General features: G+C 68.7%; 29 protein-coding genes. 20 read left to right on the top strand and 9 right to left on the bottom strand.

The genetic code is table 11. The annotated features are described in order from the left end of the window. Positions 1-127 precede the first annotated feature (127 nt). The 3 genes from ACZ5Z0_RS06360 to ACZ5Z0_RS06350 all read right to left on the bottom strand — a co-directional run bounded on the left by ACZ5Z0_RS06360 (position 128) and on the right by ACZ5Z0_RS06350 (position 5547). A complete protein-coding gene (locus tag ACZ5Z0_RS06360; protein ID WP_464110368.1) occupies positions 128-2959 on the bottom strand; it encodes an FAD-binding and (Fe-S)-binding domain-containing protein in 2832 nt (943 codons plus the stop codon). A 16-nt stretch (positions 2960-2975) separates the two neighbouring features. After that, the gene (locus ACZ5Z0_RS06355) at positions 2976-3728 is read right to left on the bottom strand and encodes a FadR/GntR family transcriptional regulator (protein WP_464110367.1); all 753 of its coding nucleotides are present in this window, start codon (positions 3726-3728) and stop codon (positions 2976-2978) included. A gap of 73 nt (positions 3729-3801) precedes the next feature. Further along, on the bottom strand, positions 3802-5547 hold the full coding sequence (locus ACZ5Z0_RS06350) for an L-lactate permease (protein ID WP_464110366.1): 1746 nt from the start codon (positions 5545-5547) through the stop codon (positions 3802-3804). Positions 5548-5736: 189 nt separating this feature from the next. Here ACZ5Z0_RS06350 and ACZ5Z0_RS06345 point away from each other — a divergent pair, with 189 nt between their 5' ends. Genes ACZ5Z0_RS06345 through ACZ5Z0_RS06335 form a run of 3 tightly spaced genes read left to right on the top strand, consistent with a single transcriptional unit; the run spans position 5737 to position 8731 of the window. Next, positions 5737-6540 carry a (Fe-S)-binding protein gene (locus ACZ5Z0_RS06345; RefSeq protein ID WP_464110365.1) on the top strand — a complete coding sequence of 268 codons (804 nt, stop codon included), beginning with the start codon at positions 5737-5739 and terminating at the stop codon, positions 6538-6540. Next, positions 6537-8099 (top strand): LutB/LldF family L-lactate oxidation iron-sulfur protein, encoded by a 1563-nt coding sequence (locus ACZ5Z0_RS06340; protein WP_464110364.1) that lies wholly within the window; start codon positions 6537-6539, stop codon positions 8097-8099. The genes ACZ5Z0_RS06345 and ACZ5Z0_RS06340 overlap by 4 nt, the downstream gene beginning before the upstream one ends. Beyond that, on the top strand, positions 8096-8731 hold the full coding sequence (locus ACZ5Z0_RS06335) for a LutC/YkgG family protein (RefSeq protein ID WP_464110363.1): 636 nt from the start codon (positions 8096-8098) through the stop codon (positions 8729-8731). The genes ACZ5Z0_RS06340 and ACZ5Z0_RS06335 overlap by 4 nt, the downstream gene beginning before the upstream one ends. Before the next feature lie 273 nt (positions 8732-9004). On the opposite strand, the gene ACZ5Z0_RS06330 is transcribed toward ACZ5Z0_RS06335, so the two are convergent. Next, complete coding sequence (locus tag ACZ5Z0_RS06330) at positions 9005-9670, bottom strand: TetR/AcrR family transcriptional regulator (RefSeq protein WP_464110362.1); 666 nt, start codon at positions 9668-9670, stop codon at positions 9005-9007. A gap of 100 nt (positions 9671-9770) precedes the next feature. Here ACZ5Z0_RS06330 and ACZ5Z0_RS06325 point away from each other — a divergent pair, with 100 nt between their 5' ends. Further along, positions 9771-10274, top strand: coding sequence for a GyrI-like domain-containing protein (locus ACZ5Z0_RS06325; protein ID WP_464110361.1), 504 nt, complete (start codon positions 9771-9773; stop codon positions 10272-10274). A 19-nt stretch (positions 10275-10293) separates the two neighbouring features. Here the strand turns inward: ACZ5Z0_RS06325 and ACZ5Z0_RS06320 are convergent, their stop codons facing one another. Then, positions 10294-10440 carry a hypothetical protein gene (locus tag ACZ5Z0_RS06320; RefSeq protein WP_464110360.1) on the bottom strand — a complete coding sequence of 49 codons (147 nt, stop codon included), beginning with the start codon at positions 10438-10440 and terminating at the stop codon, positions 10294-10296. Between the two features lie 138 nt (positions 10441-10578). Here ACZ5Z0_RS06320 and ACZ5Z0_RS06315 point away from each other — a divergent pair, with 138 nt between their 5' ends. Then, entirely contained in the window at positions 10579-10881 is a 303-nt protein-coding gene (locus ACZ5Z0_RS06315) for a DUF4193 domain-containing protein (protein ID WP_056741192.1), read from the top strand. A 253-nt stretch (positions 10882-11134) separates the two neighbouring features. Further along, positions 11135-11692 (top strand): AMIN-like domain-containing (lipo)protein, encoded by a 558-nt coding sequence (locus tag ACZ5Z0_RS06310; protein WP_464110738.1) that lies wholly within the window; start codon positions 11135-11137, stop codon positions 11690-11692. A gap of 41 nt (positions 11693-11733) precedes the next feature. On the opposite strand, the gene ACZ5Z0_RS06305 is transcribed toward ACZ5Z0_RS06310, so the two are convergent. The 4 genes from ACZ5Z0_RS06305 to ACZ5Z0_RS06290 are packed head-to-tail and all read right to left on the bottom strand — an operon-like array spanning position 11734 to position 14950. After that, on the bottom strand, positions 11734-12123 hold the full coding sequence (locus tag ACZ5Z0_RS06305) for a flagellar assembly protein FliW (RefSeq protein WP_464110359.1): 390 nt from the start codon (positions 12121-12123) through the stop codon (positions 11734-11736). Then, positions 12120-13043 carry a flagellar hook-associated protein FlgL gene (gene flgL, locus ACZ5Z0_RS06300; RefSeq protein WP_464110358.1) on the bottom strand — a complete coding sequence of 308 codons (924 nt, stop codon included), beginning with the start codon at positions 13041-13043 and terminating at the stop codon, positions 12120-12122. The genes ACZ5Z0_RS06305 and flgL overlap by 4 nt, the downstream gene beginning before the upstream one ends. A 4-nt stretch (positions 13044-13047) precedes the next feature. Next, positions 13048-14454 (bottom strand): flagellar hook-associated protein FlgK, encoded by a 1407-nt coding sequence (gene flgK, locus ACZ5Z0_RS06295; protein WP_464110357.1) that lies wholly within the window; start codon positions 14452-14454, stop codon positions 13048-13050. Between the two features lie 10 nt (positions 14455-14464). Next, the gene (locus ACZ5Z0_RS06290; RefSeq protein WP_146335746.1) at positions 14465-14950 is read right to left on the bottom strand and encodes a flagellar protein FlgN; all 486 of its coding nucleotides are present in this window, start codon (positions 14948-14950) and stop codon (positions 14465-14467) included. A 281-nt stretch (positions 14951-15231) separates the two neighbouring features. Here ACZ5Z0_RS06290 and ACZ5Z0_RS06285 point away from each other — a divergent pair, with 281 nt between their 5' ends. From ACZ5Z0_RS06285 to ACZ5Z0_RS06220, 14 genes are all read left to right on the top strand, one after another. After that, positions 15232-16086, top strand: a complete 855-nt coding sequence (locus ACZ5Z0_RS06285) for a flagellin N-terminal helical domain-containing protein (RefSeq protein WP_464110356.1) — start codon at positions 15232-15234, stop codon at positions 16084-16086. A 184-nt stretch (positions 16087-16270) separates the two neighbouring features. Further along, entirely contained in the window at positions 16271-17599 is a 1329-nt protein-coding gene (fliD, locus tag ACZ5Z0_RS06280) for a flagellar filament capping protein FliD (RefSeq protein ID WP_464110355.1), read from the top strand. Continuing rightward, complete coding sequence (gene fliS / locus ACZ5Z0_RS06275; protein WP_464110354.1) at positions 17599-18132, top strand: flagellar export chaperone FliS; 534 nt, start codon at positions 17599-17601, stop codon at positions 18130-18132. The genes fliD and fliS overlap by 1 nt, the downstream gene beginning before the upstream one ends. Continuing rightward, positions 18125-18511 carry a hypothetical protein gene (locus tag ACZ5Z0_RS06270; protein WP_464110353.1) on the top strand — a complete coding sequence of 129 codons (387 nt, stop codon included), beginning with the start codon at positions 18125-18127 and terminating at the stop codon, positions 18509-18511. The genes fliS and ACZ5Z0_RS06270 overlap by 8 nt, the downstream gene beginning before the upstream one ends. A gap of 156 nt (positions 18512-18667) precedes the next feature. After that, a complete protein-coding gene (locus ACZ5Z0_RS06265; protein WP_138770211.1) occupies positions 18668-19009 on the top strand; it encodes a flagellar basal body rod protein FlgB in 342 nt (113 codons plus the stop codon). Next, positions 19009-19401, top strand: a complete 393-nt coding sequence (locus ACZ5Z0_RS06260; RefSeq protein WP_138770210.1) for a flagellar basal body rod protein FlgC — start codon at positions 19009-19011, stop codon at positions 19399-19401. Before ACZ5Z0_RS06265 ends, ACZ5Z0_RS06260 begins: the two co-directional genes overlap by 1 nt. Continuing rightward, positions 19401-19706: a flagellar hook-basal body complex protein FliE gene (gene fliE, locus ACZ5Z0_RS06255; RefSeq protein WP_464110352.1), complete on the top strand. Its 306-nt coding sequence runs from the start codon at positions 19401-19403 to the stop codon at positions 19704-19706. The genes ACZ5Z0_RS06260 and fliE overlap by 1 nt, the downstream gene beginning before the upstream one ends. Further along, positions 19706-21316 (top strand): flagellar basal-body MS-ring/collar protein FliF, encoded by a 1611-nt coding sequence (gene fliF, locus ACZ5Z0_RS06250; protein WP_464110351.1) that lies wholly within the window; start codon positions 19706-19708, stop codon positions 21314-21316. Before fliE ends, fliF begins: the two co-directional genes overlap by 1 nt. Further along, complete coding sequence (fliG, locus tag ACZ5Z0_RS06245) at positions 21313-22329, top strand: flagellar motor switch protein FliG (protein WP_464110350.1); 1017 nt, start codon at positions 21313-21315, stop codon at positions 22327-22329. Before fliF ends, fliG begins: the two co-directional genes overlap by 4 nt. Then, positions 22319-22972, top strand: a complete 654-nt coding sequence (locus ACZ5Z0_RS06240) for a FliH/SctL family protein (protein WP_464110349.1) — start codon at positions 22319-22321, stop codon at positions 22970-22972. Before fliG ends, ACZ5Z0_RS06240 begins: the two co-directional genes overlap by 11 nt. Beyond that, the gene (locus ACZ5Z0_RS06235) at positions 22969-24297 is read left to right on the top strand and encodes a FliI/YscN family ATPase (protein WP_464110348.1); all 1329 of its coding nucleotides are present in this window, start codon (positions 22969-22971) and stop codon (positions 24295-24297) included. Before ACZ5Z0_RS06240 ends, ACZ5Z0_RS06235 begins: the two co-directional genes overlap by 4 nt. Continuing rightward, positions 24294-24728: a flagellar FliJ family protein gene (locus tag ACZ5Z0_RS06230; RefSeq protein ID WP_464110347.1), complete on the top strand. Its 435-nt coding sequence runs from the start codon at positions 24294-24296 to the stop codon at positions 24726-24728. Before ACZ5Z0_RS06235 ends, ACZ5Z0_RS06230 begins: the two co-directional genes overlap by 4 nt. Continuing rightward, positions 24725-25423 (top strand): C40 family peptidase, encoded by a 699-nt coding sequence (locus tag ACZ5Z0_RS06225; RefSeq protein WP_464110346.1) that lies wholly within the window; start codon positions 24725-24727, stop codon positions 25421-25423. Before ACZ5Z0_RS06230 ends, ACZ5Z0_RS06225 begins: the two co-directional genes overlap by 4 nt. Beyond that, a complete protein-coding gene (locus ACZ5Z0_RS06220; protein WP_464110345.1) occupies positions 25420-26958 on the top strand; it encodes a flagellar hook-length control protein FliK in 1539 nt (512 codons plus the stop codon). Before ACZ5Z0_RS06225 ends, ACZ5Z0_RS06220 begins: the two co-directional genes overlap by 4 nt. Positions 26959-26961 lie beyond the last annotated feature (3 nt).

Below are 26961 nucleotides of genomic sequence, written 5' to 3'. Positions count from 1 at the left end.
TCCATACCCGCAGCCTGGTGGGTCCGCCGAATCGACGGTTCCGTGCCCACACGACGCTTCCAGGCATCGAGTGGGCGGGGAACCGTCGAAACGGCGCCTTGGGACGGTTAGGAACGTCGTCGCCGCCTCACCCCGCCGGCCGGGTGGCCTCTTCGAGGATTTCCAGCAGGTGCCGGTAGGCGTGGCCGGTGGCCTTGGACATGCCCAGTTCGCAGGTGCGGTTCGTTGAGGCGTAGGCGTCGAATTCGCGCTCGTTGATTTCCCGGGCCTGCTTGTCCGTGGCGGAGTCGGTCAGTTCCGGGTGCAGCAAGCCGCGGTCACCGGCGAACGCGCAGCAGCCCCAGTTCAGCGGCACAAACACGTCCCCGGCCACGGCCCGGGCGATGTCCGTCAGCGCGTCGTTGGTCCCCAGCTGGGTGGAGGAGCAGGTGGGGTGCAGGGCCATGGAACCCACCGGGGCGGTGACAGTCAGCTGCCCGAGCACGTGCTGGTGCACGAACTCCACAGAATCCACGAACCGCAGCCCGGCGTAGCGCTCCCCGCCCTCGGCGGCGAGCCGCTTCATCGTCTCCAGGCCCTCAGTGCAGGAGGCGGCGTCGCACACCACCGGCAGCCGGCCCTGGCCGCTTGCCTGGTACAGGCCGTCCAGGACCTTGGCGGACATCGCCGCGTAGCCCTGCGCGAAGCCCTTGGATTTCCACGGGGTGCCGCAGCACAGGCTGCCGATCTCCTCCGGGACGGTCAGCCCCACGCCGGCGCGCTCGCAGAGCTCCAGGAAGGCCCGGGCCGAGCCCTTGGCAGGCCCACCCGGCGCGTCCGCGGGGCCGAACATGGTGCCGATGCAGGCCGGGAAAAACACGGCGACGCTGTCCGGGTCCCGGCGCGGCCGGCGCTTGGAGCCGCCACCGGGCAGCACGGAGTCGTAGGTGGGAACGGTCTCCGCGCCCAGCACGGCCCGGCCGACGGCGGTCGCGGCCTTGGCCAGCGGCGCGGGCATCGCCTTCGCCACCGTCAGGGCCAGGCCGCCGCCGGCGGTGACGGCGCCCCAACGATCCGCGGCGGCGCTCCAGCCGGCCTCCGCGACGGCGTTCGCGTTTTCCGTCCGCAGCCGCCGCACCAGGTCCCCGGTGTTGATCAGCACCGGGCAGGCGGTGACGCACATGCCGTCGGCCGCGCAGGTCTGCACGCCGTCGTACTCGTAGTCCTTGCGCAGCCGGGCGGCCAGGGCGTCGTCGCCGCGCTGTTCCGCGGCGGCCATCTCGCGCCGCAGCACGATGCGCTGGCGGGGCGTGAGGGTGATGTCTTTGCTCGGGCAGACCGGTTCGCAGTAGCCGCACTCGACGCAGCGGTCCACCTCTTCCTCCACCGTCGGCGCGACCTTGAGGTTCTGCACGTAGGACAGCGGCTCCTCCGCGAGCAGCACTCCCGGGTTGAGGAGGTTGGCGGGGTCGATCAGCCGTTTGATCTCCTGCATGACCTCGTAGAGTTCGTCACCGTACTGGCGGCGGACGAACGGGGCCATGATGCGCCCGGTGCCGTGCTCGGCCTTGAGCGAGCCGCCCGCGCCGAGGACCAGATCCACCATGTCATCCGTAAACGCCTGGTAGCGGAGGAGCTGCGCCGGGTCGTCGAAGCGCTCGTTGAGCATGAAGTGGACGTTGCCGTCCTTCGCGTGCCCGAAGATGACCGATTCCTCGTAGCGGTGTTCGGCAAAGAGCCGGGTCAGTTCGCCGCAGGTGTCCGCCAGGGCCGGCACCGGAACCACAATGTCTTCCAGCAGCGCGTTGGTGCCGGAGGGGCGGGCGCCGGCCACCGTGGTGTAGAGGCCCTTGCGCACGTGCCAGAGTGCCGCACGGTCTTTCGGGTCCGCGGTCAGCGCGAACGGCGAGGCCAGGTCCAGGGACGCGAAGAGCGGCTGCGAGTTTTGCCGCTTGTCGGCCAGCTCCGCGGCGTCGGCGCCCTGGTGTTCCACCAGCAGCGCGGTGTGCGCCTGGACCGGGAGCGAACGGATGGCCGCGGGCGCGTCGGCAGCGAGCTGCGCGACCTTCAACGCGGCGGCGTCCATCAGTTCGATGGTCGCCAGGCCGGAGGCCACCAGCTCGGGCAGGGCGGCCGTGGCTGCGGCGAGCGTGTTGAAGACCAACAGCCCGGTGGCGACGGCGGGCTTGACCTCCACGGTGCGGAAGACCGCTTCCGCCACGAAGCCGAGGGTACCTTCGCTGCCGATCATGAGGTGCATCAGGATGTCGACGGCGCGTTCGTAGTCCAGGAACGAGTTCACCCCGTAGCCCATCGTGTTCTTCATCGAGAACAGCGAGGTGATGGTGCGCACCGACTCCGCGTTCCCGGCCACCCGCCGGCGCAGCCGCAGCAGGCCCTCGTGGAGGTCCGGCTCCAGCTGCCGCAGGCGCGCGTCCGCGTCGGCGTCGGCGGTGTCGATGACCGTGCCCGAGGGCAGCACCAGGACCATGGATTCCAGGGTGCGGTAGGTGTTGAACTCCGTGCCGCAGGCCATCCCGGAGGAATTGTTCGCGATCACGCCGCCCACGGTGCAGGCGATCTCGCTCGCCGGGTCGGGCCCGAGTTTGCGGCCGAACGCGGCCAGGCGGGCGTTGACGCTGCGGATGGTGGCGCCGGGCTGGACGCGGACGCGGGCGCCCCCGTCGAGTACCTCGATCCCGCGGAAGTGCTGGCGGGTGTTGATGAGCAGGCTGTCGCTGAGCGCCTGGCCGGAGAGGCTCGTGCCGCCGGAACGGAAGGTGGCGGGCAGCTTGAGCTCGCGGCTGCGGCGCAGCAGCAGGCCGACGTCGTCGGCGTTGCGCGGGGTGGCGACGGCCTGAGGGATCAGCAGGTAGTGGGACGCGTCGTGCGCCATGGCCCGGCGGTCCAGATCCCTTGTACTGACCGTATCGAGGTCAAGCTGGTCGATCAGGGGTGCGGCGGCGGCCGTGGAGGTCATGCGGTGCTCCAGAGAGTTACGGGGTGGGAGGGGATTGCGGCGGGGTGGCTTCCTGCGCCCGAACGTAGAACCACTCGATGTGTTCGCGCAGCAGGCGGGCCGCAAGCTCGCCGTCGTGCGCCTGGAAGGCATCAAAGATGCCGTGGTGCTGGCTCCGCAGCTCGCACAGGACATCCGGCCAGGACTCCATCGCGTCCATGGCGCCCTTGACGTAGCCGACGATGGCCCCGCTGAGTGACTCCATCATGGTGGCGACGACGGCGTTCCCGGCGAGCGAGCTCAGCGCGACATGGAACCGCGCATCGAGTTCGTGGAAGGTGGCCCGGTCAATGCCGGGGTTGTCCATGGCGTCCAGCAGCGCGACGGCCTGCTTCAGCTCTTCCTCCGTGCCGCCGCGGGCAGCCCCGGCCTGGGCGGACCAGGTCTCGAGCAGGATACGGGTCTCCACGATGTCCTCGACAGGCAACCGGCTGCTGGCCACATGCAGGCGCAGGGCGGAGGACAGGCCGGCGGAGGGATCCGAGATGACGATGGCCCCGGAAGTGGGCCCGGAGCCGACGGAACTGCGCAACACGCCCATTGCGTCCAGGATCCGGATGGCTTCGCGGACCGAGGCGCGGGAGATCCCGTAGCTTTCCGCCAGGCTCCGTTCGCCCGGGAGGCGGTCGCCGAGCTTGATCTTGCCGGAGCGCAGATCGGCCTCGATGTCCTGCAGGAGCGCGTCGTAGGTTCGACGGCGGGGGCCTGCTCCTGCTTCGGCGGTTGTCACGGGCGTTTCCTTCCGGGCGGGAGTGCGGGCCGCGGTGTGCGGCCCGCACTCTTGATGGCGTGAAGGCTGGCGGCTAAGGCAGCATCCAGCCCAGGACGGGGGTGGACTGCAGGAAGGCAAGGGTGCACAGGACCAGCAGGAGAGCCACACTCCATCCGACCACCTTACGCAGGATCACCGACTCCTGGCCGTCAAGGTTGACGGCGGTCGCCGCGATGGCGAGGTTCTGCGGACTGATCAGCTTGCCCACGACGCCGCCGGAGGTGTTCGCGGCCACCAGCAGGTTCGGATCGATGCCGGCCTTCAGCCCCGCCGTCTGCTGCAGCTTGGCGAACAGCGCGTTGGCGGAGGTGTCCGAGCCGGTCACGGCAGTGCCCAGCCAGCCGAGCACGGGCGAAAGGAAGGCGAAGAAGCTGCCGGTGCCGGCCAGCCAGGTGCCGATCGAGACCGTCTGCCCCGAGTTGTTCATGACGTAGGCCAGGGCGAGCACCGTGATGATGGTGAGTCCTGCCCAGCGCATCTTGAAGATGGTCCGTCCAATCTCCTGGACCGCGTCGCCGAAGGAGAGGCGGAAGCGGCCGCCGTCGTCGTACTTGGAGTACACCAGCGCCACCAGCAGGCCGGTGATCAGCAGCAGCGTGCCCGGGCTGGACAGCCACTGGAAGGTGTACACGGTGGAGGAGACGGGCTTGCCGTCGGCGCTGACGAGGGCGTCGTGCAGGATCGGCCAGGGGATCTTGATGTCCGTGGCGGCGAGGAACGCGGGCAAGTCGACCCCGAGCTTCCACAGCTTGGCGATGCCGAACACCACGATCACGAGGAAGTACGGAAAGAGGGCCAGCCACGTGCGCGTCGGCGTGAGGCCGCCGTCGGTGGCCTTTACGGCGGTCACGACGCCGGCCTTGCCGGCATCCTGCGAGCCCCGGCTCTGTGCGGCGGTGCCGCCAGCAACAGCGTCAGCGGCCACGCCGAGGCGCTCGCGGGCGGCAGCGCTGCCCTTAGGCTTCCACATCCGGAAAAACACGACGGCGGCGCCGAGGCCGACCAGCGAGGCCAGAATGTCGGTGAGTTCGTAGGAGAAGAAGTTGGAGCACAGGAACTGGGCGACGGCGAAGGAGCCGCCGACCACCAGCGCCGCGGGCCAGCAATCCTTCAGGCCGCGGCGGCCGTCGATGATGTAGAGCAGGATCAGCGGCACGAAGGTGGCCAGCAGGGGAGCCTGGCGGCCAACGATGGAGGCGATGTCCGTCGCGTGCAGCCCGGTCAGGCCGGCGGCCGTGGTGATCGGGATGGCCATGGCCCCGAACGCGACCGGTGCGGTGTTGGCTACCAGCACGGCGGCGGCCGCGCGCAGCGGCGGGAGTCCCAAGGCCAGCAGCATGGTGGCGGTGATGGCCACCGGGGCGCCGAAGCCGGCCAGGGCCTCCAGCAGGCCGCCGAAGCAGAAGGCCACCAGGACGGCCTGCAGGCGTACGTCGCCGCCGCCGATCACGTCGAAGACGCGGCGCAGGTCCTCGAACCTGCCGCTGAGGACGGTCACCTGGTAGAGCCAGACGGCCATCACGACGATCCAGAGCACCGGGAAGGCGCCGAAGACCCCGCCCTGGGTTGCGGACAGGACCGCCAGGCCGGCGGGCATGTGGAAGGCGGCGATGCCGACCACGAGGGCGACCAGCAGGGCGAAGGCCCCGGCCACGTGGGCCTTGGTCTTCACGACGGCCAGCAGGATGAAGAAGGTGAGCAGCGGCAGTAGGCCGACGATGGCCGACCAGGCCACGCTGTTCAGCACCGGGTCGGTGGTGGGGGTGAAGTGGTCCACGGAAGTTCCTCTGCGTTGAGAGACGACGAGTTCTTTGGTCAGACCACTGTGGTCGGACCATGCGAGTGTAGCGCAGATCTCATGCGCTGTGTGAGGGGGTTCACTTTTCATCCGGCGGTGGAAGTGGCGGCCATCACGTGCTTTACTATGGTCAGACCACATAACTACGGCGTTGCCCGAAAGGCTGTTATGAGAATCGCTTTGTTCGCCACCTGCATCGTGGATGCGATGTATCCGCGCACCGCGCAGGCCACCGTGAGCATCCTGGAGCGGCTGGGACACGAGGTCGTGTTCCCGTCCGGCCAGGCCTGCTGCGGGCAGATGCACGTCAACAGCGGCTACCTCAAGGAAGCCGTCCCGGTCGTCGCCAACCATGTGCACGCCTTCGACACCGAGGACTACGACGTCGCCGTCGCGCCGTCCGGGTCCTGCGTCGCCTCCGTGAAGCACCAGCACCCGATGGTGGCCCGCTCCTGCGGCGACACCGCGCTGGAAGCCAGGGCCGCCGCCGTCGGCGCCAGGACGTATGAGCTGTCCGAGCTGCTGGTGGACGTGCTGGGCGTGACCGACGCCGGCGACCAGCTGGGCTCCTACTTCCCGCACCGGGTCACCTACCACCCCAGCTGCCACGGCATGCGCCTGCTCCGCCTCGGCGACCGCCAGGCCCGGCTGCTGCGCAGCGTCCAGGGAATCGAGCTGGCCGAACTGCGGGAAGCGGACCAGTGTTGCGGCTTCGGCGGCACCTTCTCGATGAAGAACGCCGACGTGTCCTCCGCCATGCTTGAGGACAAGACGGCGAACATCCGCTCCACCGGCGCCGCGTTGTGTACGGGCGGGGACGCCTCCTGCCTGATGCACATCGGCGGCGGCCTGTCCCGCCAAGGCAGCGACGTGACCACCCTGCACCTGGCCGAAATCCTCGCCAGCACCGCGGAAGCGCCGGCGTCCGTCACCGGCGAGGTCCGCGTCGCCAGCGGAAAGGCAGCACGATGAGCACCTTCCTGGGCATGCCCTCCCTTCCTGTCTTCGGCACGGGCAACTTGCACGCCGCCGAATCGTTCCCGACGGCGGCGCACCGCGAGCTGGGCAACGCCCAGCTGCGCGCCAACCTCGGCCACGCCACCCACACCATCCGCGACAAGCGCCTCCAGGTGGTCTCCGAACTGCCCGATTGGGAACAGCTGCGCGACGCCGGGTCCGCCATCAAGGAATCCGTGATGGCCCGGCTCCCCGAACTCCTCGAACAGTTCGAGCAGAACTTCACCGCCCGCGGCGGAGTCATCCACTGGGCGCGCGACGCCGGCGAAGCCAACGAAATCGTCGCGGGACTGATCCGGGACACCGGCGAAACCGAGGTGGTCAAGGTCAAGTCCATGGCCACCCAGGAAATCGGGCTCAACGAGTACCTCGAAGGGCAGGGGATTACGGCCTTCGAAACGGACCTGGCCGAGCTGATCGTGCAGCTGGACCACGACAAACCCAGCCACATCCTGGTTCCCGCCATCCACAAGAACCGCACCGAAATCCGCGACATCTTCCTGCGCGAGATGCCCGGCGCGGACCCGGCGCTGACCGACAACCCCGCGGTGCTGGCCATGGCGGCCCGCGCGCACCTGCGCCGCAAGTTCCTCACGGCGAAGGTGGCCGTGTCCGGGGCCAACTTCGCGCTCGCCGATTCCGGTACCCTGGCCGTCGTCGAATCCGAAGGCAACGGCCGGATGTGCCTGACCCTGCCGGAGACCCTGATCACCGTGATGGGCGTGGAAAAACTGCTGCCGACCTGGCAGGACCTCGAGGTGTTTATGCAGCTGCTCCCGCGCTCCTCCACCGGGGAGCGGATGAACCCGTACACCTCGCTGTGGACCGGCGTCACGGACGGCGACGGGCCACAAAACGTGCACTTGGTGCTGCTCGACAACGGACGCAGCGCCGCCCTGGCCGACGAGATGGGCCGCTCCGCCCTGCACTGCATCCGCTGCAGCGCCTGCATGAACGTCTGCCCGGTCTACGAGCGGACCGGCGGCCACGCCTATGGCTCCACCTATCCCGGCCCGATTGGCGCCATCCTTTCGCCGCTGCTGACCGGCATCGAGTCGGAGGAAAACAGCTCGTTGCCGTACGCCTCTTCACTGTGCGGGGCCTGCTACGACGCCTGCCCGGTGAAAATCAACATCCCGGACATCCTGGTGCACCTGCGCAGCGTCGACGTGGACAGCAAGCGCGGAAAGAAGAAGCTGCCCAGCCAGATGGACGTCGGCATGAAGGCAGCATCCTGGGTGCTGTCCTCCGGGAAGCGGCTCGGGCTGGTAGAAAAGGGCCTTCCCCTGGGGCGCCTGGCGGCCGGCCCGGATCAGAAGATCACCAAGCTGCCCGGCATTGCCGCCGGCTGGACCCAAAGCCGGGACATCCCGGCGCCCCCGCAGAAATCCTTCCGGGACTGGTGGGCCAAGGAACACCACGGCCCGGAAACCGCCGGCACCAACGCACCGGCCCGGGGCACCGCCCAGGCGGATGCCCACCTCAACGCCCAGGACAAGGAAGACGGAGCATGAGCGCACGCGAAGATATCCTGGATCGGATCCGCTCCGCGCTGCGGGACGCACCCGTAGCACCGCAGATTCCGCGGGCATACCGCACATCATCCGAGCTGGACCACGACGCGCTGATCCACCTGCTGGTGGACCGCCTGGTCGACTACAAGGCCAGGGTCTGCGTGCTGGACGCGGCCGAGGTGCCCCAACGGATCGCCGAGCTGCTCGCGGACGCCCGCAGCTACGTCATCCCGGCGGGGCTCGACCCCGACTGGACCGCCGGCCCGCACTCCGCTTCCGACGGCGACCGCCGCCGCGTGGATTCCGTGTCGGCGCCGCTGACCGTTGCCGAACTGGACGGCGTAGACGCCGTCGTGACCGGTAGCGCCGTCGCCGTCGCCGAAACGGGGACGATCATCCTCGACGGAAGTCCCAACCAGGGCCGCCGTGCCATCAGCCTCGTTCCGGACCACCATATCTGCGTCGTGAACGCCGCCGATATCGCCGGCATCCTCCCCGAGGCGCTGCGGCGGATCGATGGCACCCGGCCGCTCACCATGATCAGCGGACCGAGCGCCACCAGTGACATTGAACTCGAGCGCGTCGAAGGGGTCCACGGCCCACGCATCCTCGACGTCATCATCGCGCGGTAGCCGCCGCGGCCCGCATTAATGCCGCCGGAAGGGAGCGTTTGTGGCCCATTATCGCCATCACACCTGGCACGACCTGGTCGGCCTCGTCGTGGAGATTCGCAGGGAAGGCGCGGTCGTCCGCGAAGGACTCGTCGACGCCGCCATGGCGGATTCCTCCGCCCTCTGGATCGCTGCCGACGGATTTCGGGACCGGGTACTGATCGAAGCCGCAGAGGGCTATGAGGTGTGGCTGGAACCCCGCCCTCTGGACGGGAAGTTCGCTTATCGCCTGGCTCAGAGTTCGGCGCGGCTTACGGTCCGGAACACGTCGATCGCCCGGTCCAGTGCTGCCGGGTCTCCGGCTGCGACGGCGGCCAGCTCGGTCGCGTAGGCGTGCTTCAGGATCGTGCCCGCCAGCAGCGTCACCACGGCCACGTGTTCCCGCAGCTCCGCGGACAACTCCGCAGCCTCCACCGGCCTGCCGGCCAGGCGCTCGGCAATGAGGGGCTCGACAATCTGCTGGACCTCGGTGACGTGCTGTTTGAGCCGGGTGGTCAGTTCCGGCACGGCCACGAGCACGCTGCGCATCCGTGAGGCGGTCATGCCGCCCAGCCCGGCGGCGCGCATGGCGGCGGCCATCAGGTGCACGGCGTCGCCCACTGCCGTCCGGCCAGCGGCGCGGAACGCGGCGACGGCCTCATCGGCCAAGGCGGGCTCGCGGAGCCCGAGGATGGCGTCTTCCTTGGTGGGGAAGTAGTTAAAGAAGGTTCGCCGCGAGATGCCGGCCCGCTCGGCCACCGCCTCTACGGTGGCAGAAGCGAGGCCGCCTTCCAGTGCGGCAGCGGAGGCGGCCTCATGGATCGCCGCCCAGGTCTCGTCCTTCTGGCGCTCGCGAAGCGACTGGCCCGCGATTACTTTGGCGGCTGTCGTTCCCTGTGATGTCGTGCCGCGTGCTGTCATGCGGCAATTTTATGCACCAGTGCATATTCTGCACAAACGCAAGGGCCGTCGGGACGTTAGGCCCTTGACCGCCCCGAGGGCGGCGGCGGAAGCTGTTCAAATGAGCGATACGAATCCGGAAACGCCGCCCGACATCAACTCTGCCGACATCAAGTCCGCCGATTTGAAGGAACAGCCGACCGCGGTGCTGCGTGAAACCGTGCCGATGAATGACCTGCGGGAATTCTTCGGCCGCGCCTACTCGGCGGTGATGGCCGCCGTCCAGCAGCAGCACGTCCAGTTGGCCGGCCCGCCGTTCGCGCTGTACCGGGGCATGCCCACCGACGTCGTCGACGTCGAGGCGGGCTTCCCGCTCGCAGCCCCCTTCCCGGGCGGGGGCGACGGCGGTGTGACAGCCGGCGTGCTTCCTGCCGGGCGCGCCCTGGAAGCGATGCACGTGGGCCCGTACGAGACCTTGCCCGAGACGTACGGCAAGGTACTGGCGCGGATGGAGGCGGAGGGCCTGACACCGGGCGACACCATGTGGGAGTACTACCTCAGCGACCCCGGCACCGAGCCGGATCCGGCGGTGTGGAAGACCCTTATCGTCTGGCCGGTCGCCTGATTCCAAATGTCATCCGACGCTAGTCGGCGTCGATCTCTTCGAGGAGTTTCCTGGCTGCGTCGGCGATGTCCTCATGACCATGTTGCGCGGCCCGGCTCTCGAGCGAAATGACGACCAGCCGGCGCGCGTGGGAGAGCGCCTGTTTGTTGAGTTTCGTAGCCATCATTGCCTCCAGCTTGACCCTGTCCGGCGACGCGGAATGTCGCTTTAAACACAGTATTCTTCAACTCCGGGCATGATGGCCTAAACTGCTTCACTGAGGTGCCTGAAATGGCGCTGCGCAGCAACGAAAGTGAATCCCGCTATGGCTACCGATTACGACGCCCCACGCAAGACAGAAGAAGAGTCTCCCGCTGAATCGCTGGAGGCCCTGCAGGCGTCCCGTGGCGGCGGCGCCCAGACTGCTGTTATCGACGTCGACGAGAACGACACCGCTGAAGGCATCGACCTTCCCGGCGCCGACCTTTCCGGCGAAGAACTGACTGTCATTGTTGTTCCCGAGCAGTCGGACGAATTCACCTGTTCCTCCTGCTTCCTGGTCCGCCACCGGTCCCAGGTCGCCAAGGAGAAGAACGGCCTGAAGTACTGCCGCGACTGCGAAGGCTAATACCTTCCAGTGCGCGAGCCCGCCGCCCGGGCCCGTTCCAAGAATTTCGATATATAAGCAAAGCGCCGGACTCCCGCAAGGGTCCGGCGCTTTGCCGTATCCGGCAGCGCCGGAACCGGACTCCGTGTCGAATTCGTGACCAGTGCCGCTGCCCGCTAACGGTTGAACGCCGATGCGGCCCTGGCCCTCGTCAACGAGGGTCCACGATCCTACGCTTGAGGTGTCTGTATGACTTGAGGGGGCGGCCCGCGTGATGCGAGTGCAGGGGAAGAAACTCACCGTCTGGTTGGCGGCAGTACTGATGGCGGCAGGGCTGGGGCTCTTGGCGCCGGGGCCGGCTGCGGCCGAGCCGTACTGCGGCTTCGTTTGGGGGTCGTTGGCCAGGACCGATGCCACGATGAGCCAGGCGAAGGTGGCCAACGTCCGTACCGGCCAGCACTACTGCTTCGACCGGATCGTCATCGACCTCAACGGCCCGGTGGCCGGCTACACGGTGCGGTACGTCCCCCAGGTCGTGCAGGACGGGTCCGGATTGCCGATCCCCTTGCGGGGCCAGGCCTTCCTCCAGCTCACCGTCAACGCCCCCGCCTACGACGACGCCGGCCGGCCCAGCTACACGCCGGCCACGAAGGAGGAGGTCAGCAACGTCGGTGGATACCAGACCTTTCGGCAGGTGGCGTGGGCCGGGAGCTTCGAGGGCTACACCAGCTTAGGGCTAGGCGTCCGGGCTCGGTTGCCCTTTCGGGTCTTCGCGCTGCCAGGACCCGGCACCGGCTCACGCCTGGTGGTCGACGTCGCGCATTTCTGGTGAACAGCCTCTGCTGAGCCTGTCGCGCCCGACGGCGGTTCCCGCTAGAGCGCGCCGAGGTCCGCCCGCAGCGGGTACTCCTTGCCGTCCAACACGAGCTGGGTGCAACGCCGGGCGGCCGGGTTGAATATGATCGGCGCCATCAGGTTGACCGTGGTGGCAGCGGCGGAATGGTTGACCACCACCAGCACCTGGGGTGCCTCGCCGTCGCCGAGTTCCAGGGCCTCCAGCGCGGAGCCGGGGAGCGGTGGCGCGTAGCCCGGAACGAAGACCGCCGCGTCCGCGAGGAACAGCCGCACCGGAGTCGAAGCGGACTCGAGGGCGTACAGGCCCGGGGCGCTGTCGATGTTGCGCAGGGCGAAGTCGTGGATGTTCTCCAGGCCCGGCATCGGGGCAGTGAAGGTCACCGGCGTGCTGCTCAGGACGGAGTTCATCGCAGGAAGTCCATCAGGGTGGGCTGCAGGACCTTGGCCGTTGCGGCCAGGGCCACCTGGTAGTTGGTCTCCTGCAATTTCAGGTCCATGATCACGCTGCCGAGATCTGCCTTTTCGATGCCGGTCCGCTGGGCGTCCAAGGAGGCCTCCAATTCGGTGTTGACGTTGCCGGCACGTTCCAGCTGTGCCTGCCGTGTTCCAATTTCAGCACGGCCGTTGACGATCTTCTTAAAGGCGGTGTCGACGTCGGCCACCCGAGGGGCGATATCCGTGCCGGTCCGCAGGTCCGCCGCCAGCTTGCTTACGAGGTCAAAAACGGAACCGTTGCCGTCGCCGAAGATCGCGGCGCCGTCGGCGTCGACGCGCACGGTTTGGGTGGCGCTGATCCGCCTATCTACCGGGCTGGCGCCGGTCCCGTTGAAGGTGGGCGGGGTGCCGGTGTCGCTGGGGATGCTGGGGTCGCGGGGCGTGCCGGGGGTGAAGGCGCCGGGCTTGTCCGAGCTGCCGGCGAAGACGTTCCGGCCCAGGTGCTGGGTGTTGGCGATCGAGACGAGATCCTTGTTCAGGGACTCCAACTCGGCGGCAATCGCGTCCTTGCCGGACTGGTTCAGCGAGCCGTTGCCGGCCATCACGGTGAGGTCCTTGACCCGGCGCATCACGTTCGTGGCCTGTTCCAGGGCGGTGTCCGCAGCGGTGAGCCAGGTGTTGCCGTCGTCGATGTTCCGGCCGTACTGGGCGTTGGCCGCTTGAAGGGACCGGGTTGCCAGGGCCTGGGCCGTGGCGGCGGGATCGTCCGAGGGGCGGGAGATCTTGTTGAGCGAGGTGGCCTTGTCTTGCAGATCGGCCAGCTTGGCCTGCTGGAACTGCAGGGTCCGCTGGGCGTTCGCACTCATGGTCAGGTTGGTTACTCGGTTCAGCATGGTGCTACCTTCCTACCAATCCAGTGCGGTTGATCAAGACATCCAGGGCCTCGTCGACGGCGGTCATCACGCGGGCCGCGGCCTGGTAGGCGTGCTGGTTGGTGAGGAGACTAACGTTTTCCTCATCCAGGCTCACGGACGCCTGCGACGCCCGGCCGGTTACCGCCGAAGCCTGGGCCGCCGACATGAGGGCCTCCCGCTGCTGTGCGCCGCGTGACTGGACGCCGATCCCGGTGACGATGCCGGACCAGAGCTTGTCCGGTGAGGCCGGTCCGGTGCCGAGCTGGGAGATCTGGTCCGCGATGGTGGTGTCCAACGCTCCCTTGGCCGCCGCCTTGAGCGCGATGTCGGCCGTGGTTCCCGGCGCTTGGATGCCGAGCGCCGGCGGGTTGCCGGTCGTGAAGAAGTCGGTGTTCGACGCGCCTGCGCCGGTCACCCCAGACCGGTGGACGGTATTGACAGCGGTGGCAAAAGCCGTTGCGAAGCTGTTGTATGACTCCGCTGCTTCGGCGATCGCACCTCCCTTGCCGCCGGCGGCCGGGGCTAGCACGGACAGCGCGCCGGCGATTTCCCCGCCGTCGGACGAAGCCACTCCCGCCGGGTCTTTCCAGCGAAGTTGCACGGTGGTCCCGAGGGTGTCTCCGGCCTGGCTGCCGGAGAGCTCGAGACCGCGAACCGAGGTGCCCATCACCAGGGCGTTACCGCCGATATGGACGTCCACCGTGCCGTCAGGCTGTTCACGCACAGTGCCGCCGGCCAAGCGCGAGATGGTATCGGTGAGTTTGGCGCGGGCGTCGATCAGCTCGTTCGCTGACCCGCCGGCGGCCACGGTGGAGCGGATGGTGGCGTTGTAGGCCGCCACCTGGCTGGCGGCGGCGTTGACGGCGGTGACGGCGTCGGCGGCCTGGGCTCGGACGCTGCTCCACTGCCCCTGCAGGGCCTGGTAGGCGGAGGAGATCTTGTCCGTGACGGAGTTGGCGGCGTTCAGCAACAGCCCTTTGGGACCGTCCTGGTCCGGTTGCCGGGCCGCTCCCTGCCACGCGGACCAGAAACCTTGGAGTGCGGCGGAAATACCGTTGTCGCCCGGCTCCTGCAGCACGCCCTCGATGCCCTGCAGGGCGGAAGATCGGACCCCGGCATAGCCGGCCTGGGCGCTAGCGGAACGAACACTGGTATCGAGGACACTGCTGCCGAGCCGGGCAATCGCGTCCACCGAGACGCCCTGCCCGGGCTGGACCGCACCGCCCGAGAAGATCCCGCGGGCCGGAGCGGCCACTGCGGACTGTTCAACGCGCTGGCGGGTGTAACCCTCGGTGGCCGCGTTGGCGATGTTCTGACCGGCCACGTTCATGCCCTGCTGGGCGGCGGTCAGCCCGCGGTAGGCGGTGTTCAGGGCGCCGAAGGTGCTCATGGTCGCTTCCTTAGAATTGCTGGTCGAAGATGCGGGAGCCGGCGGAATCCCCGGTCTTGCCGTGCGCGTCGTAGGTGCCCGGGGTGGCCGGACGCAGATCGGCGAGCGACTCCTGGGTGGACCGGACGGCGGTGCGCAAATACTGTTCGTTCGAGTCGCGCAGTTCCTTGATCAGGGCGGTCTGGCGGGTGAGGGCGGCGAGGTGCGCGCTCAGGACTTCGGCCCAGGCGCCCTCCGGCGCGGCCTCGGCAAGTTCACCCAGGGTGGCGTCGGTGGGCAGGCCCCACATTTCAGCCACGACGGCCGCTTCAATGGTGCGCGCCAAGCTTGCCTGGGACAGGTGCCCCAAAACCTGCTCCACTTCCTTGGTCCCGTGCGGCAGCCAGCGGGACTTGCCGGCCGTGAGCAGCAGCTGCTCTTCCTCCAGTTTAAAAGTCAGTACGTCCAGAAGTTCACGCTCCCGCCACAGCAGGGCAGAAAGTTCGTGGATGGCCATGGTCCGGACGGCTCCCTTGGGTGTGTGAATGATGCGGTGCTGCCGAGGTCAAAATTCATCGTGCGGACGATGCGGCCTGCAGCTGGGTTCGTACAAACTATCGGCAGGATTTCCGCAGCCGTTAGCAGGAATAAGGCTGATTACAGGCCGCGCGGCAGTCCCAAGATGTCTGAAAAGAATTTTGGAATTCTCCTTACCTGTACATCCCAGGTGGCGATAACTACTCCTGAAGGCCCACGGACGGGCCATCGCTTACAGTCCCAACTCACGGAGGAAATACCATGGGCTTCGTTATCAACAACAACCTCGCGGCGAACAACTCGTACCGCAACCTCAACGCCACCCAGACCGACCTCTCCAAGTCCCTGGAGAAGCTGTCCACCGGCCTGCGCATCAACCGCGCCGGCGATGACGCAGCAGGCCTGTCCATCTCTGAAGGTCTGAAGTCCCAGGTCACCGGCTCGGCCCAGGCTGCCCGCAACGCCCAGGACGGCATCTCTGTCATCCAGACCGCTGAAGGCGCCCTGACCGAGGTTCACTCCATCCTGCAGCGTGTGCGTGACCTCGCTGTCCAGGCCGGCAACGACTCCAACAACGGCGCCGCCCGCACGGCAATCGGCAAGGAAGTCACGGCTCTGGGTGACGAGCTGGACCGTATGAGCTCGGCAACCAACTTCAACGGCATCAAGCTGCTCTCCGGCACCACTTCCGGCAACGGTGCAGGTTCCATGGTCTTCCAGGTTGGCGCCGGTTCCACCACCGCCGACAACCAGATCACGGTTTCCACCAGCTCTGCGGGCATGGACGTCAAAGCCATCGCCACCGCGGTCAAGGGCCTGACCTTCACCGACGCCACCACGTCGGCAGCAGCCATCGCCACCGTGGACACCCACATCGGCAACGTGTCCGCTTCCCGCGCAGATCTGGGCGCTGCCCAGAACCGCCTTGAGCACACCATCAAGTCGCTGAACGTTGCCGGCGAAAACCTGCAGGCCGCTCAGTCCCGCATCGCCGACGTCGACATGGCTTCGGAAATGGTCAAGTTCACCAAGGCCAACATCCTGTCCCAGGCCGGCACCGCAATGCTGGCCCAGGCCAACCAGTCCAGCCAGGGCGTTCTTTCGCTCCTGCGCTAGGCAAAGCCGGCAGACTGGCAGTCAACGGTCAGCCTGCCACCCTGATCGGACGAAGAGACACCCCCGATCATCAAGCTGCGGAAGGACCGGACGATGGCACAACCATCGTCCGGTCCTTACGTGCAAAACCGTTACTTCAGATCACCGAACATTTTTTGACAGTTATTGCCAAGGAGAGGCAGCGATGGGAATCTCACTCGACGGACTGGCCAGCGGGCTCGACACCACCGCCCTCATCAGCTCCATCATGCAGTCCGAAGCCCTCCCGCAAACCCTGCTCAAGAACAAGTCCTACGACATCCAGTCCATGGTCTCCGCGCTCCAGGGGCTCAACGGCAAGGTTGCCGCCCTGGCGACTCAGGCCACGGCCGCCGCCAAGCCGGGCGCCCTGGACCTTTACTCGGCGACCACAAACAGTGACAAGGTCATAGCTACGACCACCGCGGCTGCCAAAGCCGGGTCGCTGGATTTCCAGGTCACCCAGCTGGCCCAGACCCAAGTCACGGTTACCCCCAAGGTCAACGCAGTGACCGGCTGGCCGTACACCACCATGACGATCAACACCGGCGGCGCAAACTATACGATCACGCCGGCGTCCAACAGCCTCGATGACGTGGTTTCTGCCGTCAATGCCTCCGGCTCCGGGGTCACCGCCAGCAAGGTCGACGTCGGCGGCGGCGACTTCCGGATCCAATTCACCGCCGCGAAGTCCGGCGCGGCCGGCGCGTTCACCATCACCGACCCGGGCACCACCTACACGGACGTCAAGACCGCCCAGGACGCCAAGATTTCGCTCTGGCCAGGCACGACAGCGGCCCAGACGGTGTCCTCTTCCACGAACACCTTCACGAATCTCCTGCCGGGCGTCTCCATCACTGCGAAGGATGTCACGGCTGGCGTAGCCACGCTGACCGTTGCCCGAGACGACGCCGGCATCACTAAGGTCGCCTCTGACCTGGTGGACGGCGTGAATGGCATCTTCTCCCTGGTTGCTAGCAAGTCAGCGGTCAGCACCACCACGACCACCGGCGGCACCACCACCTCCGCCGGGATCTTCGCCGGAGATGGCACCGTGCGCTCGGTGAACCAGAACATTCTTTCCGCAGCCTCGCTGCCTGTGGGCACCCCGCCGCGTTCGCCCTCGGAGATCGGCATCAGCATCACCAAAACCGGCACGATGGAGTTCGACGGCACAAAGTTTGCCGCGGCGCTTGCTGCCGACCCGGCCGGCACAACGGCCAAGGTGCAGGAACTCGCCGGGCGCATCGCCACGGCAGCAACTGCCGCCTCGGACAGGTACACCGGAACGCTCACCACCAAGATCACCGGGCAGCAGTCCGAAGTCCGGGACCTGGCTGACAGGATCAGTGACTGGGATATGCGGCTTGCCTCGCGCAAGGCCACGCTCCAGCGCACTTACTCCGGCCTGGAGACCGCGCTCAGCGGCATGAAGGCGCAACAGTCCTGGCTCACCGCCCAGCTTGCGGGCCTCTCCGGCGGGAGCGCCAAGTAATGACCAGCACCCCCTTCGGCAACGGCTACGGCGGCGGCTCCGGAAACGCAGCCCAGCGGAACCAGTACCTGGCGGACTCCGTCCTCTCGGCCCCGCCGGCGCGCCTCCTGACCATGCTCTACGACCGGCTCCTGCTGGACCTGGGCCGCGCCGAGGCCGCGCAGCAGGCCACCAACTGGCCGGTCGCCTCGGAGAACCTCCTGCACGGCCAGGCGATTATCGCAGAGCTCATCTCATCGCTTAAGACGGACGCCTGGGACGGCGCAGACGGGCTGCTCGGCCTCTACAACTACGCTTTCACCGCCCTGGTCAATGCCAACATCCAGCGCGACGCCGCCCTGACGCGCGAAGCGATCGATCTCCTGGAACCCCTGCGCCAGGCGTGGCACGAGGCCGCGGCATCCATCCCGGTGGCCCAGCCGGGTGCCGCCCCGGCCGCCACGCCAGCCGGACCGGCGTCGTCCGCCTTCGCGGCCGCCGGTGCCTGGACCCCGCAGCCGGGTGCCGCCGGCGGGAGCCTTGGCTTTGGCTGAGCAAGCCCATTGGGGGGACCAAACAGCCGAGTCATTCCAGGAGGACCCCGCCCTCGCCGCGTGGTCCCTGGTACTGGACGTGCTGGAAATGGCCGTGGTCGCGGCGGAGAAGACACTCAAGGACCCGTTGGGTCCCCTCTCCGCGCGGGATCAGCCGGTGGCCGCGCTGCCGGTGGAGCGCTGGTCCCCGCCGTCGCTCAGTGGGCCGCTGCCTCCCGAGGCGCGCCGGCGGGCCCTGGCGCTGGCTGAGGCCCAGGAGCGGGTAGTCCGGCGACTGAAAGCCGCCAAGCACGACGTCGTCCGTCAGCTTCACGCCGTCAGTTCGGTGCCCGGGGTCGGCGACCCGGCCGGGGCGATTTACCTCGACGTCAACGGGTAAAACCGGCGCCGAGCAGCGGCTCAAAAGAACCCGCATAAACGTTTCACATATTTTGCTAACGCGGCGCTGAACTGTGCCGATAACCACAGTAAGAGCACGGATCGCTCGTTTACCGGCCACGGATCGGCCACCCCACAATTCCCCAGGCAGGACTCTGTGCTCGAATCCGTGACTTCCGCCGCCCTGGCCAGCGCCCTGAACGGGCTGTCCCTGCGCCAGCGCACGATCGCGAACAACATCGCGAACGTCAACACGCCGAACTACCATGCCCAGCGCGTCAGCTTCGAAGATGCGCTGGCCCAATCGGTACAATCCGGCGACGGCCACGTCCAGGCCACCACAGCCTCCTCCCTGGAGCCCACCCAGCTCAACGGCAACAACGTCAACCTGGACACGGAAACTCTCTCCAACATTGACACCGTGCTGCGCTTTCAGTTCGCCTCCCGCGCTGTTGGCTATGAGTTCAGTGCCGTCCGCGCAGCAATGAGGACCAACTAATGACCTTCGACGCCATCGGCATCGCCGGCTCCGCCCTCACAGTGCACCGCAAGTGGCTCGACGCCGTCTCGGACAACCTGGCCAACATGAACAACGCCTCGGCCACGTCCGGCCCGGCGTTCCGCGCCAAGTACGTCGAGGCCGCCGAGGGCGCCGGGGGTACCGGCGTGTACGTCAAGAGCACGCAGCTGGGCGACGGTGCGGGACGCATCGTCTACCAGCCGGACCACCCGCTGGCCGACGCCAACGGCAACGTGAAGTACCCGGACATCGATATGGCCGAGCAGATGGGTGCCCTGATCATTGCCCAGCGCGGCTACCAGGCCAACGCCCAGGTAGTGGACCGTGCCCGCGAAACTTACCTCGCCGCCCTTGAGATTGGAAGATCCTGATGCCTGTTTCCCCCATCGCGCCGGTCCAGGGCGTCGTTCCCACTGACTACCTCTCCGGCGCCTCGGCTGTGCCCAGCACGGGCGGCTCCGGCTTCGCGGTATCCCTCGCCGGGGCCGTGGATAACCTCCAGCAACTACAGTCGACGTCTAACCAGCTCGCCGTCTCGGCCGTGACTGGCAACCTCAACGACATCCAGGACGCCACCATCGCTGCCACCCGGGCACAGGTAACCCTGGAGCTCGTGGCATCCATGCGCAACAAGGGCGTTGACGCGTTCAACGAGATCATGAGGATGCAGGCCTGATGCCTCCGCAGATTACCGTCTTCTTCCAGCGCTTCGGCGCCGGCCTCAAGGGCTTCACCACCGGCCAGCGCACGCTGGCCGTCCTCGGCGGCGCGCTACTCGTGGTGGGCATCATCGCGCTGTCAGCCTGGCTGTCCAAGCCCACCATGACGCCGCTGTTCTCCGGTCTCAAGAACACCGACGCGAACGGCATTGTGGAGCAGTTGCGCAAGGACAACGTGCCCTACCAACTCAGCGACGGCGGCGCCACCATCCTGGTGCCGCAGGACAAGGTCTACGACGAGCGCCTCAAGGCCGCGGCCGCGGGTCTCCCCACCGCGGCAGCCACCGGGTACTCACTGCTGGACAAGATGGGCGTCACGTCCTCGGAGTTCCAGCAGTCCGTCACCTACAAGCGCGCGCTTGAAGGCGAACTGGCCAGCACTATTTCCGCCATGGAGGGCGTGAAGACCGCCGCCGTCCGGCTGGCGATCCCGGAGAAGACCGTCTTCGTCTCCAAGACCCCGGACACGACGGCCTCGGTCTTCATCGAGACCGCCCCCGGCGTCACGCTCTCCGGCGACAAAGTCCAGGCCATTGTGCACCTCACCTCCGCCGCGATCGAGAACCTCAAACCCGCCAACGTGTCCGTGGTCGACTCGCAGGGCAACGTCCTCTCCGCCGTGGGCGGCGGGGCCGCCGGTTCGTCCTCCAAACAGGCTGCCGACTACCAACAGCGCACCGGCGACGCCGTCCGGGCCGTGCTGGACCGTGTGGTGGGCCCGGGCAACTCAACCGTGGCGGTTGCCGCGGATGTCACCGGCGAATCCGCCCAGCAGAAGAGCGAAACGTTCTCCAACACCCCCGGCGCGCTGCCGCTGAGTGAGTCCTCCAAGACCGAAAAGTACAGCGGAACCGGGGGAGGGGCCGCCGGCGTCCTGGGCCCGGACAACATCGCCGTACCCGGTGGCACCAGCGGCAACGGCAATTTCGACTCCACCACGGCGACCAAGAACAACGCCGTCAACAAGGTCACCGAGGACCGGGTCATCCCGCCGGGCGCCGTCAAGCGCCAGACCATCTCCGTGGCTGTCAGCCAGTCCGCCGCCGGCGGACTCAACCTCGGCTCGCTGACCGCGCTGGTTACTTCCGCAGCCGGCGTCGACCGGGCCCGCGGCGACGTCGTCACCGTCGAGGTGGTCCCGTTCAGCACGGCCGCCGCGGACCAGGCGAATGCCTCCCTCGACGCGGCCAAGGCCGAAATCGAGGCGCAGAAGCAGGCGGCCTTCTTCGGCACCCTCGTCACCGCAGGCAGCATCCTGCTCGGGCTGCTGATCCTGGCCCTGATCGTCACGATCATCCTGCGCCGCCGGCAGAAGCGTGAACCGGTGGACCTCGGCGAACGCCTGGACCTGCTGCCGCCGCTGCCCGCCGTGACCGCCTTCGACCCGGCGCCCGCGACGTCGGCCATCCCGTTGACCGCGCTGCCGCTGCAGCCGCTGCCGGCCCCGCCGATGGAAGTGCTCGAAGCCGAACGCCGGATGCAGGAAATCGACAACATGGTCGCCGCCAACCCGGAAAAGGCCGCCGACTACCTCCGCGGCCTGATGGATGACAGGCAACCAGCATGAAACTTGCCGAATCGACCCTTACCGGGACCCAGCGTGCCGCCGTCGTCCTGATGCAGATGAGCCCCGCCAATGCGGCGCGGGTGATGGCCCAGTTCACCGACACCGAAGCGGAGGAAATCGCCGCCGAGATTGTCCGGCTCCGCAAGGTGGATCCCGCGGTCGCTGAGCAGATCATGAAGGACTTCCACGAGGCTGCCCTGAGCAGCCCGCGGCAGGCCCGCGGCGGCCGGGAGCTTGCCGAAGGCCTGCTCGAAGCGTCCTTCGGCTCCGAAAAGGCCGCCGGCCTGATCAACCGGCTGACGGTGAACATGGCCGGCAAGTCCTTTGAGTTTCTGGAAGACATCGAACCGGTGCAGATCCTCGCCCTGATCGACGGCGAACTGCCCCAGACCATCGCCCTGGTCCTGGCCCACCTGAGCCCGCGCAAGGCCTCGGCCGTGATGTCCGGCCTGCCCGGCTCGCTCCGCGCCGACGTCGCACTGAGCATCGCCACAATGGGCTCCGGCGCTCCGGAAGCCATCGGCATCGTGGCGGACACGCTGAAGCTGCGCGGCGGCGCGGCCGTGTCGCAGCAGGCCTCCAAGGTGGTCGGCGGCATCCAGCCGCTGCTCGAAATCATCAACCGGACCGACGCCGGCACCGAACGGTCCGTCCTGGACGGCCTGGACCTGCTCGATCCGGACCTCGCCGTGGAGATCCGCGCCCAGATGGTGACCTTCGACGACATCGTGAAGCTGGAACGCCGCGACGTTCAGCTGGTGCTTCGCGGCCTGGACGCCTCTGTGCTCGCCGTGGCCATGAAGGGCGCCACGGAACCGGTCCTGGAGACCATCACCACCAACGTTTCGGGACGCAACCTGGAAATCCTCGAATCCGAGATGGCCGCGCTGGGACCTTTGCGCGCCTCGCAGATCGAGGAGGCGCGTGCCGCCGTTGTTCGCTCCATCCGCGAACTAGAGGCCGAAGGCCAGATCACGATCCAGCGCGGGGACGAAGAAGACTATGTCTACTGAGGGGGCGGCGCCGGCCCGTATCGTCTTCCCGTCCCTGCGTTCCAGCGGCCCAGCCAGCGAGCAGGCCGGCTACACCGAGGGCCACGCAGCCGGCTACGCCGCGGGAGTGCGCGCCGCCGCGAAGGAACAGCGCCGCTGGCGCGACCGGATGGCGGCCGAGCAGGCCGCCTCGCTCGCCGCGGGGCAGCAGGACCTTGACCGTGCCGTCCGCGCCCTCGCGGTAGCCCGCACCGACTTTGCGCACCGCAACGTCCAGGCCCTGCACGACGCGGAGGAGGTCCTGGCCCGCACCGCGCTGGAACTCGCCGAGGCCATTCTGGGCTACGAACTGGCCGAGGGGACCCGGACCGCCCGCGCCGCCCTGGACCGTGCCCTCTCCGGCAACGACGCCGCCACCGTGCTGGCCATCCGCCTGCACCCGGCCGACATCGAAGTGCTCGCCAAGGAAGGCCAGGACCACCCGGCCGGCCTGCCGCTGCTCGCGGACGCGTCGCTGCAGCGCGGCGACGCCAAGGTGGAATACCAGCAGGGCTGGCTCGATGCCAGCCTCGGCAGCGCACTGGCCCGCGCCAAGGCGGCCCTGCTGGGGGACCAGCAGGGGTCCTTGAGCGCCGCCGACGAATCCCAGGGCGGGCAGCCATGATCGCCCAGTGGCGCCCCAAGGGCGACGACTTCCCCACCGCCCTCGCCGCCGCCGCGCCGCAGCGGGTTGGCACCGTCACCTCCGTGATGGGCCTGGGCCTGGAGGTGTCCGGCCTGGACTGCGCGCTCGGCGACCTCCTCACCGTGGGGGAGCACCCCGGGCTCGACGCCGAAGTCGTGGCGGCCCTCGACGGCGCCGTGCGCTGCATGCCGCTGGGACGCCTCGCCGGCGTCGCCGCCGGCGACCCCGTCCGCGCCAAGGGCGGCACCGTGCTGGTCCCCACCGGCGCCGGGCTCTTCGGCCGCGTCCTCGACGGCCTGGGCCGGCCGATCGACGGCAAGGGCCCGCTGCTCAGCGGCCCGCGGGTCCCGATCGACAACGAGGCACCGAACGCCATGAAACGCGCCCGGATCGACACCGCACTGCAGACCGGCGTCCGGGTGCTGGACACCATGACCACGCTGGGCAAGGGCCAACGCATGGGCCTCTTCGCCGGATCTGGCGTCGGCAAGTCCTCGCTGCTGTCCATGATCGCCCGCGGCACCGACGCCGAAGTCTCCGTGATCGCCCTCGTGGGGGAGCGCGGCCGCGAAGTCCGCGAATTCCTCGAGGACGACCTGGGCCCGGCCGGGCTGGCCCGCTCGGTCGTCGTCGTCGCCACCTCCGACGAGCCCGCGCTGATGCGCATGCGCGCGGCGTTCACGGCCACCCGCATCGCCGAGTCCTTCCGCGACCAGGGCCAGGACGTCGTCCTGATGATGGATTCGCTCACCCGCGTGGCGATGGCCCAGCGCGAGATCGGCCTCTCCGCCGGCGAACCGCCCGCCACCCGCGGCTACCCGCCGTCGACCTTCTCCATCCTCGCGCGGCTGCTGGAGCGCGCCGGCACCGCCGAAACCGGCTCCGTCACCGGCATCTACACCGTGCTGGTGGACGGCGACGACCACAACGAACCCATCGCCGACGCCGCCCGGTCGATCCTCGACGGCCACGTGGTGCTGGACCGGAAACTCGCCGTGACCGGGCATTTCCCCTCCGTGGACGTGCTCGGCTCAGTCTCGCGCGTGGCCTCCAAGGTCAACGCCCGCCCCCACCTGGAGGCGGCCGCCACACTGCGCCGGGTCCTCGCGGCCCGCAAGTCCGCCCAGGACCTGATCGACGTCGGCGCCTACCAGGCCGGGACCAACCCGCTGGTGGACGCCGCCTTGGCGCACGAGCACGCCATCAGCGGGTTCCTGCAGCAGCCGATGGACGAGTCCACCCCCCACCCCGAGTCCTGGCGCCAGCTGGACCACCTCACTTCGACCCTGGGAGCCGCGGCATGAGCCGGCAATTTTCACTGGCGGGGCTGTTGCGCCTCCGCCAGATCCAGCAGGACCAGGCCGCCTCCGGGCTGGCCCGCGCCCGGTCCCGGTCCAACTCAGTCCGCGCCCGGGAAGCCTCGGCGCGCCGGCAACTGACCGCCGCCGACGAGGAAGTCGTCAGCTCTGCGTCGTTGCGCGCCGTCGCCGCCGCCCGGTCAGCCTCGCACAGCATGCTCGCGGACCTGCAAAACCTCGCCCGCATCGCCGAGACCGACGAGGCCGCCGCCCGCGAGGAATTCATCGCCGCCCGCACCCGCTCCGTCGGCCTGGAAAAACTGCAGGCCAGGCACCACGCCGAGGTCACCACCGCCGAGCTGCGCACCGAACAGTCCACGCTGGACGAGATCTCCTCGACGATGTGGCACCGGGACGAGCAGCAGGTGCGCTCATGAGCATGACCGAGGCGCTGGGACGCATGCAGGGGATCCAGTCGATGATCGCGGAACTGAGCCGTCCGGCCCAGACGGCGAGCACAGCCGCGGCCCTGAAGTCCGCCGCCGCGACCTCCCTCGCAACCGGCACGGGAACCGGCGGCGCCGCCTCGTTCACCGACGCACTCACCGCGGCGCTCGGCGGGAGCGGCCTGGCGTCCGGAACGGACGTCTCCTCGCTGGCCAAGGGCCTGGGGATGGGCGGCGCCACCGGGCTCGGGGCGCTGAAGGGGCTCACCCCGCCTGCCTCCCTCGGCCCCTCTTCCGTACCGGCTGGCACCGCCACCGGCACGGACGTGGCCGCCATGGCCAAGAAATACATCGGCGTGCCCTACGTCTGGGGCGGCACCAACCCGGCCACCGGCATGGACTGCTCCGGCTTCACCCAGCGGGTGTTCAAGGACCTGGGCATCGAGCTTCCCCGGGTGGTCAGCGACCAGATGAAGCAGGGAACTCCCGTGGCGTCCCTCGCGCAGGCCAAGCCCGGTGACCTGCTGATCAGTTTCGGCGGGAACCACATTTCCATCTACCTCGGCAACGGCAAGGCCATCGACGCGCCCGTGCCTGGCAAGACCATCCAGATCCGCGACGCCTGGGAGCAGCAGTCCAACCTGACCTCCATCCGGCGGATCGTCCCGGCAGGAGGCGCCTCATGAAGGGCATGGCTTCGGCGGACCTGGCTTCGGCGCTCGCCGTGGCCCCCGCGCAGGCCCGCGGCACCCAGCAGGGGAACCGGGGCCGCTCCGAGGCCGGAGCAGCCGGAGGCTTCGGAACGGTACTGAACGACGCCGTGACCCACGAGGCGGCCGTCTCGGCCGGCCAGGCCGCCCAAGCTCCCGCCGACGCCTCGACAAAGCGCGACGCGGCCGAGGCCACCGGGCCGGACACCACAGCTTCCGCTCCGGCCAGCCCTGCTCCGGCCGCCGACGCCGGCCTCCTCGCCGCCTCGGCACTGTTCGCGGCCGGAATTCAGCCCGCTGCGGGCACGGCGGAAAACACGCCCATGACGGCGGGGCAGCAGGCCCCCGTGCCGGCCGACGGCCAGGTCATCGCAGCTTCCGCCCAGGTGCTTGCCGACCCGCGACTCGCTGCCCCAGCCGCAGCCAGCCCCGCTGCGCCCGTTGCGCCCAGCCCGGCACTCCAAGGCGCGGCACCCCAGGGCGCCGTCCCGCCCGCCGCCACGGCCCCAGGCGCGCTTTCGGTCCCCGGCGCTGCAGCGGACTCCCGTGAATCGGGAACCAGCGCAGCCGGCGGCCTCACGGCGGCGACGCCGGAGACCCAGCTTCCGGGCGCCGTCGTCCTCCCAACGGCCGGTGGTCAAAGCGGCCCGAGCGGCCAAGGCGCCGGCGGCCGGGCATCCGAGCAGGCTGTCCCGGGCTCGGCTGCCGCCGCCCCGGGACAGCCGGTTGCTCCCCTGGCAGCAGGACATGGCCTGTCCCCGGCGCCTGCTCTTCCCACAGCGACGGCGACCGCGGGAGCTGCTCCTGCGGCTGCACCGGCACCCGGCGGGGCGGGCGTCGCAGCCGCCGGTCCACTTTCCGGCTGGGCGCCGGCAACCCCCGCGGACAGCCTCCCCGCAGCGACCGCGGCCGCACCCGTCGACGGCCTGGCCGCCGCCGGCGTCGCGGGTTCCACGGTACCCGTGCCGGTGACGACGCCCGGGCCGGTGCCGTCGGCGGCCGCGCCCCAGGCCGCCGCCCCGGCTTCGGCCCCGCAGCCTGCCCTCCAGCTGCAGCTGGCCAAGCCGCTCTTCACCCTCGCCGGGGCGCCGCACGGCCAGCACATTATGACCCTGAAGGTCACTCCGGAAGACCTGGGACCGCTGACCGTGCGCGCCCACATCGACGGAACCGGAGTACGGATCGAACTGTTCGCCCCGGGAGATTCCGGCCGGGAAGCGCTGCGCGCGATCCTCCCCGAGCTGCGCAAGGAACTTGCGGACTCCGGCTTCGGGGCCAGCCTGGACCTTTCGGACTACGGCGGACCGCCGGCCGGCGCAGGCCAGGACGCGGGGCAGGACACCGGACGCGACGGCTTCGGGACCGGCAGCGGCGGGTCCGGCCCCGGCAGCCGCAACGGGCCCGGAGACCCGCGCCCGGGTCACCGCTGGGACGCCCTGGCCGATGAATCCTCGCTGCGTAACGCCAGGATCTTGAACGGCCCCCAGACCACCCTCGACATTCTCGTCTGACAC

This window comes from Arthrobacter sp. T2-23 (genome assembly GCF_055398325.1).
Note: the sequence above shows the minus strand (reverse complement) of the source record. Positions and strands in the feature narration are given on the sequence as shown.